The sequence below is a fragment of the Burkholderia sp. BCC1972 genome (genome assembly GCF_905339605.1).
In the GTDB taxonomy this organism is placed as follows: Bacteria; Pseudomonadota; Gammaproteobacteria; order Burkholderiales; family Burkholderiaceae; genus Burkholderia.
In genome coordinates, this window is sequence record NZ_CAJPGH010000019.1 from 13,892 (window position 1) to 32,858 (window position 18,967).

18 protein-coding genes are annotated in these 18,967 nt (G+C 66.3%); 7 read left to right on the top strand and 11 right to left on the bottom strand.

Annotation, left to right across the window (positions count from 1 at the left end):
• Position 1 precedes the first annotated feature (1 nt).
• The 3 genes from trpC to U5798_RS24545 are packed head-to-tail and all read left to right on the top strand — an operon-like array spanning position 2 to position 2,338.
• Complete coding sequence (gene trpC / locus U5798_RS24535; protein ID WP_059557500.1) at positions 2–787, top strand: indole-3-glycerol phosphate synthase TrpC; 786 nt, start codon at positions 2–4, stop codon at positions 785–787.
• On the top strand, positions 787–1,413 hold the full coding sequence (locus tag U5798_RS24540) for a CYTH domain-containing protein (RefSeq protein ID WP_322083498.1): 627 nt from the start codon (positions 787–789) through the stop codon (positions 1,411–1,413). Before trpC ends, U5798_RS24540 begins: the two co-directional genes overlap by 1 nt.
• A 13-nt stretch (positions 1,414–1,426) precedes the next feature.
• A complete protein-coding gene (locus U5798_RS24545) occupies positions 1,427–2,338 on the top strand; it encodes a uracil-DNA glycosylase (protein ID WP_322083499.1) in 912 nt (303 codons plus the stop codon).
• 128 nt (positions 2,339–2,466) lie between these two features.
• Here the strand turns inward: U5798_RS24545 and U5798_RS24550 are convergent, their stop codons facing one another.
• The 4 genes from U5798_RS24550 to U5798_RS24565 all read right to left on the bottom strand — a co-directional run bounded on the left by U5798_RS24550 (position 2,467) and on the right by U5798_RS24565 (position 7,113).
• Entirely contained in the window at positions 2,467–3,063 is a 597-nt protein-coding gene (locus U5798_RS24550) for an FMN-dependent NADH-azoreductase (protein WP_096472359.1), read from the bottom strand.
• 147 nt (positions 3,064–3,210) lie between these two features.
• Positions 3,211–5,010, bottom strand: coding sequence for a M61 family metallopeptidase (locus U5798_RS24555; RefSeq protein WP_322083500.1), 1,800 nt, complete (start codon positions 5,008–5,010; stop codon positions 3,211–3,213).
• A gap of 105 nt (positions 5,011–5,115) precedes the next feature.
• Entirely contained in the window at positions 5,116–5,844 is a 729-nt protein-coding gene (locus U5798_RS24560; RefSeq protein WP_124453159.1) for a DsbC family protein, read from the bottom strand.
• A gap of 90 nt (positions 5,845–5,934) precedes the next feature.
• Complete coding sequence (locus U5798_RS24565) at positions 5,935–7,113, bottom strand: UbiH/UbiF family hydroxylase (RefSeq protein ID WP_124453161.1); 1,179 nt, start codon at positions 7,111–7,113, stop codon at positions 5,935–5,937.
• 246 nt (positions 7,114–7,359) lie between these two features.
• Here U5798_RS24565 and ychF point away from each other — a divergent pair, with 246 nt between their 5' ends.
• Positions 7,360–8,454 (top strand): redox-regulated ATPase YchF, encoded by a 1,095-nt coding sequence (ychF, locus tag U5798_RS24570; protein WP_124453163.1) that lies wholly within the window; start codon positions 7,360–7,362, stop codon positions 8,452–8,454.
• 68 nt (positions 8,455–8,522) lie between these two features.
• On the opposite strand, the gene U5798_RS24575 is transcribed toward ychF, so the two are convergent.
• The 5 genes from U5798_RS24575 to U5798_RS24595 all read right to left on the bottom strand — a co-directional run bounded on the left by U5798_RS24575 (position 8,523) and on the right by U5798_RS24595 (position 14,311).
• A complete protein-coding gene (locus tag U5798_RS24575; protein WP_322083501.1) occupies positions 8,523–9,584 on the bottom strand; it encodes a radical SAM protein in 1,062 nt (353 codons plus the stop codon).
• Between the two features lie 39 nt (positions 9,585–9,623).
• Positions 9,624–10,493, bottom strand: coding sequence for an alpha/beta fold hydrolase (locus tag U5798_RS24580; protein ID WP_322083502.1), 870 nt, complete (start codon positions 10,491–10,493; stop codon positions 9,624–9,626).
• Positions 10,494–10,822: 329 nt separating this feature from the next.
• Complete coding sequence (gene gabP / locus U5798_RS24585) at positions 10,823–12,214, bottom strand: GABA permease (RefSeq protein WP_322083503.1); 1,392 nt, start codon at positions 12,212–12,214, stop codon at positions 10,823–10,825.
• A gap of 406 nt (positions 12,215–12,620) precedes the next feature.
• The gene (locus tag U5798_RS24590; RefSeq protein WP_322083504.1) at positions 12,621–12,965 is read right to left on the bottom strand and encodes an MmcQ/YjbR family DNA-binding protein; all 345 of its coding nucleotides are present in this window, start codon (positions 12,963–12,965) and stop codon (positions 12,621–12,623) included.
• Between the two features lie 83 nt (positions 12,966–13,048).
• Positions 13,049–14,311 (bottom strand): MFS transporter, encoded by a 1,263-nt coding sequence (locus U5798_RS24595; protein ID WP_124453175.1) that lies wholly within the window; start codon positions 14,309–14,311, stop codon positions 13,049–13,051.
• A gap of 193 nt (positions 14,312–14,504) precedes the next feature.
• On the opposite strand from U5798_RS24595, the gene gcvA reads away from it, so the two are divergent.
• From gcvA to ettA, 3 genes are all read left to right on the top strand, one after another.
• The gene (gene gcvA / locus U5798_RS24600; RefSeq protein WP_322083505.1) at positions 14,505–15,443 is read left to right on the top strand and encodes a transcriptional regulator GcvA; all 939 of its coding nucleotides are present in this window, start codon (positions 14,505–14,507) and stop codon (positions 15,441–15,443) included.
• A 51-nt stretch (positions 15,444–15,494) separates the two neighbouring features.
• Entirely contained in the window at positions 15,495–15,803 is a 309-nt protein-coding gene (locus U5798_RS24605) for a DUF3761 domain-containing protein (protein WP_322083506.1), read from the top strand.
• A 186-nt stretch (positions 15,804–15,989) separates the two neighbouring features.
• Complete coding sequence (gene ettA / locus U5798_RS24610) at positions 15,990–17,657, top strand: energy-dependent translational throttle protein EttA (protein WP_124453182.1); 1,668 nt, start codon at positions 15,990–15,992, stop codon at positions 17,655–17,657.
• A 131-nt stretch (positions 17,658–17,788) separates the two neighbouring features.
• Here the strand turns inward: ettA and U5798_RS24615 are convergent, their stop codons facing one another.
• Both U5798_RS24615 and U5798_RS24620 read right to left on the bottom strand, forming a co-directional pair.
• Positions 17,789–18,412, bottom strand: coding sequence for an HAD family hydrolase (locus tag U5798_RS24615; RefSeq protein WP_124453184.1), 624 nt, complete (start codon positions 18,410–18,412; stop codon positions 17,789–17,791).
• Positions 18,409–18,960 carry a cysteine hydrolase family protein gene (locus U5798_RS24620; RefSeq protein WP_322083507.1) on the bottom strand — a complete coding sequence of 184 codons (552 nt, stop codon included), beginning with the start codon at positions 18,958–18,960 and terminating at the stop codon, positions 18,409–18,411. Before U5798_RS24620 ends, U5798_RS24615 begins: the two co-directional genes overlap by 4 nt.
• Positions 18,961–18,967 lie beyond the last annotated feature (7 nt).

An 18,967-nucleotide genomic window follows, 5' to 3' on the forward strand; every position in this document is an offset into this window, starting at 1 on the left:
CATGAGCGACATTCTCGACCGAATCATCGCCGTCAAGCGCGAAGAAATCGCCGCGGCCATGCGCAGCACGCCGCTCGAGGCACTGAAGCTGGACGCCTCCGCGCGCGACCTGCGCGACTTCGTCGGCGCGCTGCGTGCGAAGCACGCGGCCGGCGACGCCGCGGTGATCGCCGAAATCAAGAAGGCCAGCCCGTCGAAGGGCGTGCTGCGCGAGCACTTCGTGCCGGCCGACATCGCACGCTCGTATGCGGCGCACGGCGCCGCGTGCCTGTCGGTACTGACCGACGAGCAATTCTTCCAGGGCGGCGTTCGCTACCTCGAGGAAGCGCGCGCGGCGTGCACGCTGCCGGTGCTGCGCAAGGACTTCATCGTCGACGCGTACCAGATCGTCGAAGCCCGTGCGATGGGCGCCGACGCGATCCTGCTGATCGCCGCCGCGCTCGACACGCCGCTGATGCAGGATCTCGAAGCGTATGCGCACTCGCTGGGCCTCGCGGTGCTGGTCGAAGTGCACGACCGCAACGAGATGGAACAGGCGCTGACGCTCAAGACGCCGCTGCTCGGCATCAACAACCGCAACCTGCGCACGTTCGAGACGTCGATCCAGACCACGCTCGACATGCTCGACATGATTCCGGCGGACCGCATCGTCGTGACCGAATCGGGCATCCTGTCGCGCACCGACGTCGACACGATGCGCGCGGCGAACGTGAACACGTTCCTCGTCGGCGAAGCATTCATGCGCGCCGAGCAGCCGGGCGAGGAACTCGCGCGGATGTTCTTCTGATGGCGATCGAAAAGGAAATCAAGCTCGCGCTGCCGGCCGGCCAGGCCGACGCCGCGCGACGCTTCTTCGAGACGCTGACCGGCGAACCCGGTCACGGCATCACGCTCGCGAACGTCTATTACGACACGCCCGATCTCGCGCTGGCGCGCTCGAAGAGCGCGGTGCGCGTGCGCCGCACGCCGGACGGCTGGCTGCAGACGTTCAAGACGGTCGGCAGCGCGGAAGGCGGCCTGCATCGCCGCCACGAATGGGAACTGCCGGTCGCCGGCGACGCGCTCGAGATCGACGCGCTCGTCGCGGCCTGCGACGTGCCGGAAGCCGCCGCCGCGCTGAATGACGCGGCCGGCGCGCTGTACGCGCTGTTCCGAACGGATTTTTCGCGTACGCTGTGGCGCATCGCAATTGGCGGCGCAACCGTCGAAGCCGCGGTGGACCTCGGCGAGATCGTCGTCCAGGCGGAACACGAAACGCGCCGCGAACCGATCAGCGAAATCGAACTCGAACTGATCGACGGCCCGGAAGCGGCGCTCTCGACGCTCGCCGCCGAACTGCAGCAGGCGCTGCCGGGCCTCGTTCCCGAAAACATCAGCAAGGCGCAGCGCGGCTACCGGCTGCGCGCGCAATAAACACGCATCACGCATGGCAACCCGCAAGACTTCCCGCGCGCCGCAACAGGCGTCGCTGTTCGATGATCCCGTGCCGGAAACGGCACCGGCCGATGTCCCGTCCCCGGCGCCCCAAGCGCCCGCGGCCGGGCGCAAATCCGCGAAGAAAGCCGCTGAACCGGCTGCTCCGGCCGCCGCGGCAGTGCCGCGGCCCGCTGCCGCCGAGGTTCCGCATCTCGCCGCGCAATTCGACGCGCTGCCGGCCGTCTGGCGCGACGTGCTGAAACCGTTCACCGACAGCGACGCGTACGCGCCGCTGTGCCGTTTCGTCGACGACGAGCGCGCAGCCGGCAAGACGGTCTACCCGACCGACGTGTTCCGCGCGCTGCGCCTGACGAGCCCCGACGACGTGAAGATCGTGATCCTCGGCCAGGATCCGTACCACGGCGACGATCGCGGCACGCCGCAGGCGCACGGCCTTGCGTTCTCGGTACCGCCGGCCGTCCGCACGCCGCCGTCGCTGCGCAACATCTTCAAGGAAATCGCCGCGAACTTCGGTCACGACACGCCGCGCCACGGCTGTCTCGACACCTGGGCGCGCCAGGGCGTGCTGCTGCTCAACACCGTGCTGACGGTCGAGCGCGGCGCGGCCGCGAGCCACGCGAAGCGCGGCTGGGAACAATGCACGGACACGCTGATTCGCGAACTCGCCGGCCGTCATCGCGGGCTCGTCTTCATGCTGTGGGGTGCGCACGCGCAGGCGAAGCGCGCACTGTTCGACGCGAGCGCGCATTGCGTGCTCGAGGCGCCGCATCCGTCGCCGCTGTCCGCGCACCGTGGCTTCCTCGGCTGCCGCCATTTCGCGCTCGCGAACGACTATCTGGTCGACGCCGGCCGCGAACCGATCGACTGGCGCCTGCCGGACGTGGCCGAAACGCTCGCGTAACGCACCGCGCCGGCTCCTTCGAGCCGGCAGCCGGCCGGCATGCAAAAAAACGCCGCGCCCCTTTCGGGGGACGCGGCGTTTCCTTATCGGGCGATGCAGCAGGTGCGCCGCACCTGCGTCGACCGTCCTTACGCAGCGGCGATCGCTTCGCGCGCGCTGGCCAGCGCGGCGCTTTGCGCATCCGGGCCGAGGTTCAGGCCTTCCGCGAAGATGAAGCTCACGTCGGTCATGCCGACGAAGCCGAGGAACGTGCGCAGGTACGGCGTCTGGCTGTCGTTCGGCGTACCGGCATACTTGCCGCCGCGGGCCGTCACGACGTGAACCTTCTTGCCCTTGATCAGGCCTTCCGGACCGTTCTCCGTGTAGCGGAACGTGACGCCTGCGCGGGCGATCCAGTCGAAGTACGTCTTCAGTTGCGACGAGATGCCGAAGTTGTACATCGGTGCGCCGATCACGATGATGTCGGCGGCTTGCAGCTCGGCGATCAGGGCATCGCTCTTCGCGACGATCGCATTCTGCTCCGCGGTGCGGTTCTCGGCCGGCGTGAAGAACGCGCCGAGCACCGATTCGTCGAGGTGCGGCAGCGCGTCGGCCAGCAGGTCACGAACCACGACTTTCGCGCCGGGGTTCGATTGTTGCAGTTTTGCCGTCAGCTCGTTGGCCAGCAGCGTCGATTGCGCACCTTGCGAACGTGCAGCGGAATTGATTTGCAGAATGGTCGTCATGTCAGGCTCCAGTAGGGTTGCGCTTCGGTAGCGCGAGTGACCCCATTGTGCGTGGCCGCATGACCGCGAAAAAGCGGGTTCAGGGCGACGGATTGTTGCAACAGCAGAACAATCCCCGATCGCGCCCCGATACCCGCCTCCTGGCTTTCAACCCTTCAGCCAGGCTTCCCGTGCCTTCGAGACCGCGGCCGGCTTCGCGGCCGCCGTCAGCCGGTAGCGCGTGACTTCCGGGCCGTCGAGCTTCAGTTTCGCGGTGCGCAGCTCGTCGCGGCGGAACGCGTGAACCTCGACCTTGTCGCCCGGCTGGTAGCGCGCGAGCAGCGCATCGAGGTTCGTGCCCGTCACGCGCAGCCCGTCGACCGCGATCAGCGTATCGCCGGCCGACAGCCCCGCGCGATGCGCGGCGCCGCCTTCATAAACCGCCGCGAACGTGCAGTCCGCGCCGCCGCGCAGGCGCGCACCGATCGTCGGCTTCGCGGCCGCGCCGTTCGCGACATCGGGCGCGAGCGTCACGCCGAACGGCGCGAACAGCTCGACGAGCGGCAGGTCGCGCGTACCCTGCACGGCGTCGGTGAACAGGCGGCCTAGCGCAACGCCCGTCGCCTCTTCGATCAGCGCCTCGACTTCGTTTTCCTCGACGCCCGCCGGCTTGCCGCGGTAGAAATCGCGACCGTAGCGCTGCCACAGCAGGCGCATCACGTCGTCGAGCGACTTCCGGTTGCGCGTCTGCGCGCGAATCGCGAGATCGAACGCGAGCGCGACGAGCGAACCCTTCGTGTAATAGCTGACGATCGCGTTGGTCGCGTTCTCGTCCTGGCGGTAGTACTTGATCCACGCGTCGAAGGAGCTTTCCGCGACGCTCTGCTTGAGCCGGCCCGTGCCGCGCAGCACGCCGCCGATCGTGCGTCCCAGCGCCGCGAAATATTCGTCCTGCGACATCAGCCCGCTGCGCACCAGCATCAGGTCGTCGTAATACGACGTGAAGCCCTCGAAGAGCCACAGCAGCGACGTGTAGTTTTCCTTCGACAGGTCGTACGGCACGAATGCCGCCGGCTTGATGCGCTTCACGTTCCACGTATGGAAGTACTCGTGGCTGCAGAGGCCGAGATACGTACGATAGCCTTCCGTCGTTTCGGGCCGCCCCTTCACGGGCAGGTCGGTGCGGTTGCAGATCAGCGCGGTCGATGCACGATGCTCGAGGCCGCCGTAGCCGTCGCTGACCGCGAGCGTCATGAACACGTAGCGGTCCATCGGCGCCTTCTTCGACTTCGGCTCGAACAGCGCGATCTGCGCTTCGCATACGCGCTTCAGGTCGGTACGCAGCCGCTCCATGTCGAGTTGCGTCACGCGCCCGGCGATCACGATGTCGTGCGGCACGCCGTGCGCGTCGAACGTCGCAAGCGCGAATTCGCCGATCGTCACCGGATGATCGGACAGCTCGTCGTAGTTCGCTGCACGGTACGTGCCGAAGCCATAGCGCTTCGTGCCGCGCGCCTCGGGCAGCGCGGTGCCGACGCGCCACGTGCGGAACGCCGCGCCGGCCGGTTTCGCGATGTCGACTTCGCACGGCGCGTCCTCGCGCCCGGCGACGCTCAGGAACACGGCCGTCGCGTTGAAGAACCCGCCCGATTCGTCGAGATACGCGGAGCGCACCGACAGGTCCCACGCATACACGTCGTAGCGCAGCGTCAGCGCGCCGGTCACGGGCGCGGCCTGCCACGTGTGCTTGTCGGTCTTCGCGATGCGCACCTTGCGGCCCGCGTCGTTGAACGCACCGAGCGTCACGATGTTGCGCGCGAACTCGCGCACGAGGTAGCTGCCCGGAATCCACACCGGCAGCGAGAAGCGCTGGCCTTCGGGATCGGGATCGGCGACCGTCACCGATACTTCGAACAGGTGCGCGGCAAGATCTTTCGGGACAATCGAATAGCGGATCGGCTGGGTCATCGTGGCAATCGGTCGGTCGAATACGGCAGCGAAAACGAAGAGAGGCGCCGGCAGATCATGCGGGCGCCCCTCGCTGGCCGGGCCATGTGCCCGGCGTGTGGTCGGTTACTTGCTCGAGGCGAGCGCCTGATTGAGCTGGTCGGCCGAGACCGCGCCCGGCAGACGGCGGCCGTCCGGCAGGAAGATCGTCGGCGTGCCCGTCACGTTCATGCCGCGACCGAGCGCGAGGTTCTTGTCGAGCGCGCTGGTATCGCAGGTGCCGGCCCCCGACGGCGCACGGTGGTCGAGCATCCAGCCTTCCCATGACTTCGCACGGTCGGTCGCGCACCAGATCGCCTTCGACTTCGCGGTCGAATCCGGCGACAGCACCGGGTACAGGAACGTGTAGACAGTGACGTTGTCGACCGATTGCAGCGTCGTCTCGAGCTTCTTGCAGTACGGGCAGTTCGGATCGGAGAACACCGCGATCTTGCGTGCGCCGTTGCCCTTGACGATCTTGATCGCATTCGCGAACGGCAGGCTCGCGAAGTCGATCTTGTTGATCTCGGACAGGCGGGCGTCGGTCAGGTTCTTGTGCGACTTGGTGTCGACGAGGTCGCCGAGCAGCACGTAATCGCCCGCCGCATCGCTATAGATGATCTGCGTACCGAGGTTCACTTCGTAGAGGCCCGCGACCGGCGATTTCGCCACGCTCTTGATCGGCGCGTCGTTGCCGAGACGGGCTTGCAGCGTCGCTTTCAGCTTGTCGGTGGTCTGGTCGGCCTGCGCGGTGCAGCCGAGCGTCGCCATCGTGACGGCGAGCGCCAGCGACGCGATGCGGATCGTTTTTTTCATCGAAATCTTCCTTCAGCTCAATCGGAGTGCACGGCACAGTGTACGCCGTAACGGAACGGAGTCCGACCGGCGAAACAGCCGAAGGTTCGCTCAGCCGAGCGCGGCCGACACGAGCCAGCGCTTCACGAGCGGCTGCGCGCCGACGAAGGCCATCCCCGCATTGCGTACCGCCTTCGCGAGCGCGCCCGGCACCGCGAACAGCCGCTGCAGGCCGTCGGTCGCGACCATCAGCCCGCGGATGTCCTCGCGGCGCGAACGCTCGTAGCGGCGCAGCAGCACCGTATCGCCGAGGTTGCGGAAGCTCTCCTTGCCCGCGATCGCATCGGCGAGCGCCGCGACGTCGCGCAGCCCGAGGTTCATCCCCTGCCCCGCGAGCGGGTGGATCAGGTGCGCGGCATCGCCGACCAGCGCGACGCGCGGCGCGATCAGCTTGTCGACCGTCTGCAGCGCGAGCGGGAAACCGGCGGCCGGCGTCACGCACTCTAGCGTGCCGACCTGGCCGTGCGACACGCGCTCGACCTCGGCCGCGAGCTGCGCCGGATCGAGTGCAAGCAATTCATCGGCATGCGCGGTATGCGCGGACCACACGAGCGATACATGACCGTCCGGCAGCGGCAGCAGCGCGACGATCTCGCCTTCGTGGAACCACTGGTAGGCCGTCTCGCGGTGCGGCAGCGACGCCTTGAAGTTCGCGACGACGCCCGTCTGCCGGTAATCGCGCCGCTCGACCCTGGCCCCCATTTGGGAGCGCACCCACGAATGGGCGCCGTCGGCGCCGACGATCAGGTCGGCTTCCAGCACCTGCCCCGACGACAGCGTGAGCACGGCCGCGTCGTCGCGCACGTCGAAGCCCTGCGCGCGCGCATCGAACCACGTGAGGTTCGGCTGGAACCGCAGGGCGGCGTCGAGCGACGTCTCGACCAGCGACGATTCGGCGATCCACGCGAGCTGCGGCACGGAGGCCTGGTACGCGGAGAAATGCAGTTCCGCGTGCGCATCGCCGTACACGCGCATGTCGTAGACGGGCGCGAGCCGGCCGTGGTCGAGCGCCTGCCAGACCCGCAGCCGCTCGAGCAGCGCCTGCGAACTGGAGGACAGCGCGTAGACGCGCGTGTCGAACGCGAGATCGGCGGGGCGCGGTGTGGCCGGCTGGGCGAGCAAGGCGGTCTTGTAGCCGGACTGGGTCAGCGCGAGCGCGGCCGTCTTGCCGACGAGCCCGCCGCCGACCACGGCGACGTCGAAGGAGTGGTGGGCAGTCATGGCGGGCATTATAGCTGCGGGGCCAAACCCTTACGCGGCCGGACTTTGCGGGAAATCAGCAGAATCGCAGGCGGCCCGCGCGGCGCAGCGGCCCGCCGCATCGGCCGTTCGGCGCAACCCCGGAATCCGGGGCGTCGGCACGGTACAATAGCGTTTTTGCCCGTCGGCCCGCCGCGCCCCACGCGCCGGCCGCCCTTTTTTCCCGCGCCGCCGTGCCCTGTCCGGCCGCGCCGCCTTACCCGTCCGAAGGATTCCATGAGTCTCAAATGCGGCATCGTCGGCTTGCCCAACGTCGGCAAGTCCACCCTGTTCAATGCGCTGACCAAGGCCGGCATCGCCGCCGAGAACTACCCGTTCTGCACGATCGAGCCGAACGTCGGCATCGTCGAAGTGCCCGATACGCGCCTGAAGGCGCTCTCCGAGATCGTCAAGCCGGAGCGTGTCGTGCCGGCCGTCGTCGAATTCGTCGACATCGCAGGCCTCGTCGCGGGCGCGAGCAAGGGTGAAGGCCTCGGCAACCAGTTCCTCGCGAACATTCGCGAGACCGATGCGATCACGCACGTCGTGCGCTGCTTCGAGGACGAGAACGTCATTCACGTGGCCGGCAAGGTCAGCCCGATCGACGACATCGAAGTGATCAACACCGAACTCGCGCTGGCCGACCTCGGCACCGTCGAGAAGGCGCTCACGCGCTACTCGAAGGCCGCGAAGTCGGGCAACGACAAGGAAGCGGCGAAGCTCGTCGCGGTGCTCGAGAAAGTGCGCGCGCAGCTCGACCAGGGCAAGGCCGTGCGCGGCCTCGCGCTGTCGGACGACGAAGAGGCGCTGCTCAAGCCGTTCTGCCTGATCACCGCGAAGCCGGCGATGTATGTCGCCAACGTGAAGGACGACGGTTTCGAGAACAACCCGCACCTCGATGCAGTGCGCAAGTACGCAGAAAGCGAAAACGCGCCGGTGGTCGCCGTGTGCGCGGCGATCGAAGCCGAAATCGCCGATCTCGACGACGCGGACAAGGAAGCGTTCCTCGCCGACATGGGCATGGAAGAGCCGGGCCTCGACCGCGTGATCCGCGCGGGCTTCAAGCTGCTCGGGCTGCAAACCTATTTCACCGCGGGCGTGAAGGAAGTGCGCGCGTGGACGATCCATATCGGCGACACGGCACCGCAAGCGGCCGGCGTGATCCACACCGACTTCGAGCGCGGCTTCATTCGCGCGCAGACGATCGCGTTCGACGACTTCGTCACGTACAAGGGCGAGCAAGGCGCGAAGGAAGCCGGCAAGATGCGCGCGGAAGGGAAGGAATATGTCGTGCACGACGGGGATGTGATGAACTTCTTGTTCAACGTCTGAGCGTTGGTTCGATGCTCATTCAAAAAGCCCGCATTCGCGGGCTTTTTTATTCCGGCGACCGCATCGCGTCACTGCCTCGCGCAGTCCAGCGTATGCCCGGCGCGGTTGCGTGGATGGTAACGCGACCAGACGAACTGGCTGAAATAGCTCTCTGCCACTTCGGTCCACGTCCTGAGCCCATCGTCTTCCTGCAGCACGTGTCTCGCGTTGACCAACAACCACGACATCACGGCCTGGCTGTCGCGACACTTCGCACACTCTCCTGAAGTACAGCAGCGGGCCAGCGTCTGGAAATCCGCGCGATACGCGTTGAATTTCGGTAACGCGGGCCATCCCGAAGCGAACCGCTCCTCGTTCTCCGGATGAGCTTCGCTGACACTCGGGCAACTCGCATGACCGAATATTCCCCAGTTGGTCTCGCCGCGCATGAGTGCGGCCAGATAGTACGGATGGCTCGCCACGGTTTCCGGGTATTTCGCCCGCAATTCGAGCAATACATTCAGGAGTTGCTCCTCACCTTGCCGACGAAGCGGTCCTGCAACATCGTATGAACTGTAGTAATTGAACAGCAGACGATTTCCGTTATCTCGAATCTTGCGTACCGTTTCTTCGATATAAGCAACGCCGTCGATCGAGACGGCATAGACGAAACCAGCCCGCTCGTCGTCACGATAATTCGCAAGCACCTTGTCGAACAGACCGGTGAAACGCTTCCCGTTCGGGCCAATCGCTCGCAATTCGTCATCGAGCGGCCCACCGCCGAATACGGAGATCGCGATAGTGATATCTTCGAAGCCCTCGAAAGGAATGCGACGAAGACCGTTTGTCGAAACGGACACCTTCGGCATGTGCTTCCGGAATATCCTTATCCGGTCGAGAAACAGTGCAGGTTCGCCGCCTATCAGCAATGGCGCATTGATTCCACGTGCGGCCTCATCCTGCACACGGGCCTCCAGCCGCGACGAATCGTTCAACTCGTCCGATGCTACGTCAAACTCGTTCTCGAAAAACCAGCACCCTTTGCAGCGCAGATTGCATTGATTCGTGAGATGGTAAAGCGACGCGCGTGTCTCCTTCGCCTCATTTCTCACTGCCTTGAAACGCGCTTTCATAGCGATTGAATCGTCCATCCTGGTCTCCTGATTCGAGGACGCAAGCACGCTGGAGCGTCACCCTTGCAATCCTCTGGTGAGTTCCCGCCACAGCGACGAATGCGTGCGGCGGAACATGCCGACGTGACCGATTGTTCGGCCATCGCAGTTTTCCGAACTGATGAAATGGACGTTGCGGCTGGCGCTCGGCAACCAACGCAGCCAGTCTTCGATATTGGCCGGCGTCGCGAGTGGGTCGTCGGTTGCTGCGACGACCGTAACGGGAGCAGCGAATTCGTCGTAGTAGTGGCGGGCAATGCCGATTCCGAACTCGTTCGCCATGTATCCGGGGCGGCGGCACCATCGAGCCCACTGAAGCCCGACGCGGGCGGGCAAATCCTCGCCCCAGCCGAGCACTCTGGCAGGGACGTAGCCGAACAGGCGAGCGGTAACCGGAACGTAGAGATTCGCCAGCAGCAGCGCAGCAACGCGCGTAGCGCCCCGGATGTTGCCGGTGTATCCGGATGAAGCGGATATGGCGCACAGCGAGCGGATCGACGCGTGGTTTGGCATCAGGCCAACCAGTTGTGCGCCCGCGCTGTGCCCAATCAAATGGGCATCACGTGCACCGGTTGTGCCGAGGAGCCAATCGAGCGCAGCGGGCATGTCAAGCTGCCCCCAATCCTGTTTGCGGGCACTCGATTGACTGACATGGCACCCATCCAGCGACGCACCGATACCCCGATAGTCGAATACGAACGTCGGATAGCCACCTTCACGCAGCCACTCCGCAAATGCGAAATAGAAGGACTGACGCAATCCGGTAGCAGGACAGACAAGTACGGGAGAGCTGGAGCCGGCCGCCGCCGGGAAATAGGTTCCCCGAAGCGTGTACCCGTCAACGGCGCGAAACTCGACGCGTACTCGAGCTGCCAGTTGCCCGGTCATTGCTCCGACCTCAATGCACCGGGGCAAGGATTCGTGTCATGCTCGATGACGAACAAACTGGTTCGTTTCGAAACGCAAACGCATAAAAAAGCAGTCCAAATCGATTGCTCCATCGATTCACTCCGGCTGTCGAAGTGATCAATGTAAGAAGATTCCGTCGACAATAAAATCAGACAAGTTCGATTATTCGGCCTCTAATATCGAAACCTTCTCGTCGATACTCGCAACAGCATCCGTCCATCGCAAAAATAAAAATGGCCCGACCGGCAAACGCCGATCGGGCCATTTTTCATGACCGGAGCTCCCCGCCCCGCCACCACGTCACTTCATCACGTCGCCGACACCCGCCGCCCCGCGTTCGCCTGCGCATCGCGACCGCGCTTGTTCAGCCACGACGCGAGCAGCACGATCAACGCCAGCACGGCCGTCGCACCGACTTCCATCCGGTGATCCTCGCTGACGAACATCACGGTCAGCGTGCCGCAGATGAACAGGATCACCGCCCACGTGAGCCACGGGAACAACCACATCCGCAGCGTCAGGTCGGCGCCGGTCGATTCGAGCGTCTTGCGCATCCGCAGTTGCGAGATCGCGATCACCAGATACACGAGCAGCGCGATCGCGCCCGACGTCGCGAGCAGGAAGCCGAACACCTGTTCCGGCATCAGGTAGTTCGCGATCACGGTCACGAAACCGAATGCGGTCGACGCCAGCACGGCCGCGCGCGGCGTGCCGGTCGAATCGGTGCGATGCAGGAACGCCGGCGCGTCCTTGCGCTTCGACAGCGAGAACAGCATCCGCGACGCCGTGTACAGCGCCGAGTTCAGGCAGCTCGCGACCGACACGAGCACGATCACGTCGATGATCGCCTTCGCGTTCGGGATGCCGATGAGTTCCATTGCGCGCTGATACGAGCCGTGCTTCGGCAGCAGCGGGTCGTTCCACGGCACGATGGCCGCGACGATCAGGATCGAGCCGAGATAGAACAGCGTGATACGCCAGATGACCGAGTTCGTCGCGCGCACGATCTGGCGTTGCGGGTTGTCCGATTCGGCGGCCGCGATCGTCACGATCTCGGTGCCGAGGAACGAGAACATCGTCGTCAGCATTGCCGCCAGCACCGCGCTTGCGCCGTGCGGCATGAAGCCGTCGTGCACGAACAGGTTCGACACGCCCGACACGGCCGGCGCCGGAATGATGCCGACGATCGCCGCGCCGCCGATGCACAGGAACACGACGATCGCGACGACCTTGATCAGCGCGAACCAGAATTCGAATTCGCCGTAGTTCTTGACGGAAAAGAGGTTGGTGATGGTGAGCAGCAGCGTAATGCCGAGCGCGAAGATCCACGTCGCGATGCCCGGGAACCACGCATTGAGAATGGTCGCGGCGGCCGTTGCCTCGATCGGGATCACGAGTACCCAGAACCACCAGTACAGCCAGCCAATCGTGAAGCCGGCCCAATGGCCGATCGCACGATCGGCGTAGGTCGAGAACGATCCGCTGTCCGGATGCGCGACGGCCATTTCGCCGAGCATGCGCATCACCAGCACGACCAGCACGCCCGCGATCGCATACGCGAGTATCGATGCCGGCCCGGCTTCCGCGATCGCATGGCCGGAGCCGACGAACAACCCCGCGCCGATAACGCCGGCAATCGACATCATCGTCACGTGACGCTGCTTCAGGCCCGTGCCGAGGCCTGTGTTGCTTCCACTCATCTGTCTCTCTCCAAAAAAACGGTTCCGATATGACCGGGTGTCGCATGAAGGCGGCGCGGGGAGTTGTCGTTGTCGAGTCCGGCTGCGGCCGCGCGTGCGTCGCACGCGGGCATGAGGCCGGATGGGGCCGTACGGGTCGGTGCGCCCGCGCAGTCTGCGAAGCTGCGGGTGCGATGCGGCGCGCAAGGCGCCGGCGCATCGCGTGCGCCCATTCCGTCGGCCTTCGTCAGCCGCCTTCGAAGCGAAGGAGTGTAAGCATCAAACGGTTCTTCACTAAGAACCAATTGAAGAATTTCGATGGAACCACTTGTTGCATCGATGCAAACCGATGCAACGCTTGCTGCGGCTCGGCGGCGGCTCGCGTGCATCCATCACGGGCATGCCGGCCACGGCGTGAGCCGGGCACTCAGTTCGTGCCGCGCGCCGATTCGTCCCGCCACTTCGCCGGTACGATCGCGCCCCATTCTCGCAGAAGCAGGTTTTTCACGGCGTCGGGATGCGCGGCCGACAGGCGCACCAGCACGATCGGCCAGCCGACATAGTGATCGGTCACGTAGTACACGTCGGGTTCCGATTCGATCAGCCAGGCGCGCTCGTCGGGGCCGACGCCCTTCACGACGAGCGTGTCGCCGTCCTCGCGCAGACGCGCGAGCATCTTGCCTTTCACCTTGAGCGCGGGCGTGCCGTACGACGTGCCTTCCTCGACGCCGCGCCACGCCAGTGCGATCTGCCGGACTTCGTCGAATGTCACGATGCCTCCCCGAGCGTTCGTCGATGATCGACGGTCCGCCCACCCTACCGGAAATCGCGCGGCGCGCCCAGCCGGGTGCGCTGTCAGCCGGCCGCGCGCGCGACCGCCGGCGCCCGTCCGGTCGTCGCGACGATCGCGAACGCGATCGCATTCGCCGCGGCGCTCGCGAGGATCGGCACGAGATAACCGCCGCCCGCGTCGTAGATGAAACCGGCGGCGGCCGGCCCGATCAGCGTGCCGAACGCGACACTCGTGTACAGGATGCCGATGATCGCGCTCACGTTGCGCCCGCCGAAGTAGTCCATCACGACGGCCGGCAGCACGGCGACCCAGCCGCCGTAGAACACGCCGAACACGAGCGCGAACGCGGCGAGCGTCGCGACGGTCCCGGCGCCCGCCCATGCGACGAGCGCAACGGCCATGCCGGCGAACATCGCGAGCAGCGACGCGCGGCGGCCGAAGCGGTCGGCCAGGCCGCCGAGAAAGAAGCGGCCGGCCGTGCTGCCGACGCCGATCGCGCCGAGCAGCAATACGGCCGTCGAGGGCGCGACGCGATGATCGAGCGCATATGGTACGAGGTGAACGAACGGGACGAACACGCCGAACGAGCAGACGAGGCAGGCCGCGTAAAGGCTCGCGAACGGCCGCGACGTGACGGCTTCACGCACCGTCGCGCCGGCCCGCACGTTCACGCCGGCCGACGCAGCAGCGGCGTTCCGGCCGCCGTCGCCGGCAGCATCGCCGTCCGGCAACACGCCTCGCCCGCGCGGATCGTTCTCGATCAGCAGCGACATGCCCGCTCCGAGCACGACCGCGATCGCGGCCAGCGTGAAATATGCGCCGCGCCAGCCGACATGGGCGATCAGCGCGGACGCGAGCGGCGGCATCACGAGCGTGCCGACGCCGATCCCCGCGACCGCGAGCCCCGACGCAAAGCCGCGCCGGCGCACGAACCAGCGCTGCACCGCGCCGACGGCCGGCACGTAGGCGCAGCCGACCCCGAGGCCGACACCGAGCCCGTACGCGACATAGACCTGCAGCAGCGACTGTGCGGCGCCGGCAGCCGCGAGCCCCGCACCCGTCAGCAGCATCCCGGCGACGGCGAGCCGCCGCGAGCCGAAGCGATCGGCCAGCGGCCCGCTGACGATGCCGAAACCGAAATACAGGAAGCCGGCCAGCGAGAACACGAGCGAAATTTGCCCGCGCGACGCGGCGAAATCCCGCTGCAGCGACTCGACGAACGCGCTGAACGTGTACGCGCTGCCGAACCCGACGAACGTGACGGCGAACGCGGCCGCGACCACGTACCAGCCGTAGAAGAGGCGCGATGCGCCCGGGCGGTTCATGACGATGCTCCTCTCAGGTTCCACCGTCCGCCGGATGGCGTCCGGATTGCCTCGTAGATATAGATGAACTATGTTGATCGCATCGGCCACCGTAAAACGGCCACGAAGCATGCGATCCGATGCGTCAACGGTACTCGCGCATACGCATCGCCTCAAACGATATTTCGTCGGCCATTCGTTTTAGAAAAACTGAATGAATCGTTCCCGCCTGCCGCCGCTCAACGCGCTGCGCGCCTTCGAAGCGGCCGCCCGCCACCTGTCGGTGAAGTCGGCGGCCGAGGAGTTGTCGGTCACGCCCGGCGCGGTGAGCCAGATGATCCGCACGCTCGAGACGCATCTCGGCGTGCAGCTGTTCGAGCGCGTGAACCGGGGCATCCTGCTGACGGCCGCCGGTCGCGACTACCTGCCGCCGGTGCGCAACGCGTTCCGGCAGATCGCCGATGCGTCGCAGCGCGTGTCGGGCGCCGCCGACAGCGGCGTGCTGACGGTGAGCGTCACGCCGTTCTTCGCGTCCGCGTGGCTCGTCCCGCGCCTCGCGCAGTTCCGGCACGCATGCCCGGACGTCGACCTGCAGGTCGTCACGAGCCATGCGCTCGCGGATTTCTCGCGCGACGGCGTCGATGTCGCGATCCGTCACGGCCTCGGACGCTACATCGGGCTGTGCAGCGAACGCCTGCTGACCGTGGAGATCGTCGCGCTCGCGGCGCCCGAGCTCGTCGCGCGGCTCGGCATGCCGGCGACGCCGGCCGATCTCGTCGGCTGGCCGCAACTGCACGACGCCGAGCGCAAGGGCTGGCACATCTGGTTCGGCGCGCAGCGGATCGACGATTTCGGCCCGCCGCGCGGCCCTGCGTTCGACGATTCGGGCCTGCTGCTGCAGGCGATCGTCGCCGGCCAGGGCGCCGGGCTGCTGCCGGCCGCGATGGTACGCGGCGAACTGGCGAGCGGGCGGCTCGTGCAACTCGCCGACGCCGCGTGGCTCGACGATTTCGCGTACTACCTCGTTTATCCGCCGCATCACGCCGAACGGCCGAAGGTGGCCGCGTTCCGCCGCTGGATTCTCGATGCCGCGCGGGCCGACGGCGCGGCGTCGATGTCCGGCGCCGATACCGATCCGGCCGCGATCCGCTAACATGCGGCGCGGGCCACTGGCCCGACACCGATAACAACGGACCGAGAGACCATGCCCGCCCTGCTCCGCCGCGCGACGCACATCGCAACCTTGTCCGCCGCGCTCTTCTTCGCGTGCGCCGCACTGCCCCAGCCGGCGCATGCGTACCGCACATCGCCCGGCTACGGCGACGAAGCCGATCTCGACCGTCACGACACCTATCGCAACCGCGACGGCGAGACCGTGCACGCGCCCGCGCATTCGAAATCGGGCCGCGTGCCGGAAGGCGCGAGCGCACGCTGCCGCGACGGCACGTACAGCTTCAGCCGCCATCGGCGCGGCACGTGCTCGGGGCATGGCGGCGTCGCCGCCTGGCTGTAACGCGGCGCATCCGGATGGCTGCACTGCGCCAGCGGTAGCCGGCGGCGAAGTACAATACCCGCTCGCGCCGCCGACACGCGGCGACGCCGCCGCGCCCCGCGCGGCACGCTCCGTACCGAATCACCCGACGCCGCCACGCCTGCGCGCTGCGCGGCCGTCTCAACCACTTCTGACTTTCACACCGAAATGGCCCAATACGTTTTCACGATGAACCGGGTCGGCAAGATCGTGCCGCCCAAGCGCCAGATCCTGAAGGACATCTCGCTGTCGTTCTTTCCCGGCGCGAAGATCGGCGTGCTCGGCCTGAACGGCTCGGGCAAGTCGACGCTGATCCGCATCATGGCGGGCGTCGACAAGGACATCGAAGGCGAAGCCACGCCGATGCCGAACCTGAACATCGGCTACCTGCCGCAGGAACCGCAGCTCGATCCGACGAAGACCGTGCGCGAAGCCGTCGAGGAAGGCCTCGGCGACCTGTTCCAGGCCAACAAGAAGCTGGAAGAAATCTACGCGGCCTACGCGGAACCCGACGCCGATTTCGACGCACTCGCGGCCGAGCAGGCGAAGTACGAGGCGATCCTCGCGTCGAGCGACGGCGGCAGCCCCGAGCAGCAGCTCGAAGTGGCGGCCGACGCGCTGCGCCTGCCGGCGTGGGACGCGAAGATCGAGCACCTGTCGGGCGGTGAAAAGCGCCGCGTCGCACTGTGCAAGCTGCTGCTCGAAAAGCCGGACATGCTGCTGCTCGACGAACCGACCAACCACCTCGACGCCGAATCGGTCGACTGGCTCGAGCAGTTCCTGGTGCGCTTCCCGGGCACCGTGGTCGCCGTCACCCACGATCGCTACTTCCTCGACAACGCGGCCGAGTGGATTCTCGAACTCGACCGCGGCCACGGCATTCCGTGGAAGGGCAACTACAGCAGCTGGCTCGACCAGAAGGAAGAGCGCCTGAAGCAGGAAGAAGCGTCGGAATCGGCGCGCCAGAAGGCGATCAAGAAGGAACTGGAGTGGGTGCGCCAGAACCCGAAGGGCCGCCAGGCGAAGTCGAAGGCGCGTATCGCGCGCTTCGAGGAACTGAGCAGCCAGGAATACCAGAAGCGCAACGAAACGCAGGAAATCTTCATTCCGGCCGGCGAACGCCTCGGCAACGAAGTGATCGAGTTCAAGAACGTCAGCAAGTCGTTCGGCGATCGCCTGCTGATCGACAACCTGAACTTCAAGATTCCGGCCGGTGCGATCGTCGGCATCATCGGCCCGAACGGCGCCGGCAAGTCGACGCTGTTCAAGATGCTGACCGGCAAGGAACAGCCGGATTCGGGCGAAGTCGTGATGGGCCCGACGGTGAAGCTCGCGTACGTCGACCAGAGCCGCGACGCCCTCGACGGCTCGAAGACGGTGTTCGAGGAAATCTCGGGCGGCGCCGACGTGCTGACGGTCGGCAAGTACGAAACGCCGTCGCGTGCGTACATCGGCCGCTTCAACTTCAAGGGCGGCGACCAGCAGAAAATCGTCGGCAACCTGTCCGGCGGCGAACGCGGCCGCCTGCACCTCGCGAAGACGCTGATCTCGGGCGGCAACGTGCTGCTGCTCGACGAACCGTCGAACGACCTCGACGTCGAAACGCTGCGTGCGCTGGAAGACGCGCTGCTCGAATTCGCGGGCTCGGTGATGGTGATCTCGCACGATCGCTGGTTCCTCGACCGGATCGCGACGCACATCCTCGCGTTCGAAGGCGATTCGCAGGTCACGTTCTTCGACGGCAACTACCAGGAGTACGAAGCCGACAAGCGTGCGCGCCTCGGCGAGGAAGCCGCGAAGCCGAAGCGTCTGCGCTACAAGCCGATCAGCCGCTGACCGGCGCGGCCCGGGCGCCGGCACCGCGGCAACGCGGGGCTGGATGCCGAAGGGCCTCGCTTCCGGAGCAGCACCAAGAAAAAGCGGGCCGATGGCCCGCTTTTTCATTTGCCCGAGCGCTCGCCCGCCGCTTACGCGAGCGCGCCCAGTTCGCGCAACCGCGCCTCGGTTGCCGCCGCGCTCGTATGATGAATGCCGTGCCAGCCGAGCGCCGTCGCGGCCTCCGCATTCTTCGCGTTGTCGTCGATGAACACGAGCTCGTGCGGCGCGATGCCCGGCAGGTGCGGCTCGATCCGCGCATGCATCTCGCGATAGATCGCCGGATCGGGCTTCACGAGCTTCACGCGGCCGGACACGACGATGTCCTTGAAGCGCCGCAGCACCGGGAAGTTGTCCCACGCATACGGAAACGTCTGCGCGGACCAGTTCGTCAGCCCGAACAGCGGCATCCCCTGCGCGTCCAGCCGGTCGACCAGCGCGGCGCCTTCTTCGAGCACGCCGCCGATCATCTCGTGCCAGCGTGCATAGAAGGCACGGATCAGCGCCTCGTGCTCCGGAAACTTCGCGACGAGCTCGGCCGTGCCTTCGTCGATCGTCTGCCCGCCGTCCTGGCGGACCACCCAGTCCATCGCGCACACGTGCGTGAGAAACCAGCGACGCTCGGCTTCGTCGGGAATCAGTTCACGGTAAAGATACTCGGGGCTCCAGTCGATCAGCACGCCGCCGAAATCGAACACCACGGCCTTGATCGTCATGCGAACTCCGTCGCGAGTACATCGGCAAGCGGGCGCGGCGTCACCGCGTTGCCCGACAGCGAATTGTTGTTCCAGATGAAGTGGTGGTGCGCGACGATCTGCGCGGCCGACAGGTGCGTGCGCTCGTTCGTCGTGTGCAGGTCGGACACGACGGTCGTCCGGTAGCCGAGCAGCGCGGCACGTCGTGCAGCCGAATCGACGCAGAATTCGGTCGCGTAGCCGCAGATCAGCACCGAACGGATGCCGTGGCGATCGAGCTGCGCCGCGAGCGGCGTTTCGTGGAACGAATCGCTCATCTGCTTGCGCACGCGCCAGTCGTCGTCGCCGACGACCAGCCCCGCATGCAACTCCCAGCCCGGCGTGCCGGGCACGACGTCGTCATCCGCATCGCCGTCGTGCTGCACGAAGCAGACGGGCGCGTTCGCCGCGCGCGCCGCCGCCGTCAACCGGTTGATGCCCGACACGACGTCGTCGAGCCGGTAAGCGGGCTGCGCCCGCTCCAGCAGCCCGCGCTGCATGTCGATCACGATCACTGCGGTGTCCGCCATTGCTTGC

Bases quoted from the DNA above. Each gene is read 5' to 3' on its own strand.
- trpC (WP_059557500.1), top strand. From the start codon at position 2: ATGAGCGACATTCTCGACCGAATCATCGCCGTCAAGCGCGAAGAAATC.
- U5798_RS24540 (WP_322083498.1), top strand. From the start codon at position 787: ATGGCGATCGAAAAGGAAATCAAGCTCGCGCTGCCGGCCGGCCAGGCC.
- U5798_RS24545 (WP_322083499.1), top strand. From the start codon at position 1,427: ATGGCAACCCGCAAGACTTCCCGCGCGCCGCAACAGGCGTCGCTGTTC.
- U5798_RS24550 (WP_096472359.1), bottom strand. From the start codon at position 3,063: ATGACGACCATTCTGCAAATCAATTCCGCTGCACGTTCGCAAGGTGCG.
- U5798_RS24555 (WP_322083500.1), bottom strand. From the start codon at position 5,010: ATGACCCAGCCGATCCGCTATTCGATTGTCCCGAAAGATCTTGCCGCG.
- U5798_RS24560 (WP_124453159.1), bottom strand. From the start codon at position 5,844: ATGAAAAAAACGATCCGCATCGCGTCGCTGGCGCTCGCCGTCACGATG.
- U5798_RS24565 (WP_124453161.1), bottom strand. From the start codon at position 7,113: ATGCCCGCCATGACTGCCCACCACTCCTTCGACGTCGCCGTGGTCGGC.
- ychF (WP_124453163.1), top strand. From the start codon at position 7,360: ATGAGTCTCAAATGCGGCATCGTCGGCTTGCCCAACGTCGGCAAGTCC.
- U5798_RS24575 (WP_322083501.1), bottom strand. From the start codon at position 9,584: ATGGACGATTCAATCGCTATGAAAGCGCGTTTCAAGGCAGTGAGAAAT.
- U5798_RS24580 (WP_322083502.1), bottom strand. From the start codon at position 10,493: ATGACCGGGCAACTGGCAGCTCGAGTACGCGTCGAGTTTCGCGCCGTT.
- gabP (WP_322083503.1), bottom strand. From the start codon at position 12,214: ATGAGTGGAAGCAACACAGGCCTCGGCACGGGCCTGAAGCAGCGTCAC.
- U5798_RS24595 (WP_124453175.1), bottom strand. From the start codon at position 14,311: ATGAACCGCCCGGGCGCATCGCGCCTCTTCTACGGCTGGTACGTGGTC.
- gcvA (WP_322083505.1), top strand. From the start codon at position 14,505: ATGAATCGTTCCCGCCTGCCGCCGCTCAACGCGCTGCGCGCCTTCGAA.
- U5798_RS24605 (WP_322083506.1), top strand. From the start codon at position 15,495: ATGCCCGCCCTGCTCCGCCGCGCGACGCACATCGCAACCTTGTCCGCC.
- ettA (WP_124453182.1), top strand. From the start codon at position 15,990: ATGGCCCAATACGTTTTCACGATGAACCGGGTCGGCAAGATCGTGCCG.
- U5798_RS24615 (WP_124453184.1), bottom strand. From the start codon at position 18,412: ATGACGATCAAGGCCGTGGTGTTCGATTTCGGCGGCGTGCTGATCGAC.
- U5798_RS24620 (WP_322083507.1), bottom strand. From the start codon at position 18,960: ATGGCGGACACCGCAGTGATCGTGATCGACATGCAGCGCGGGCTGCTG.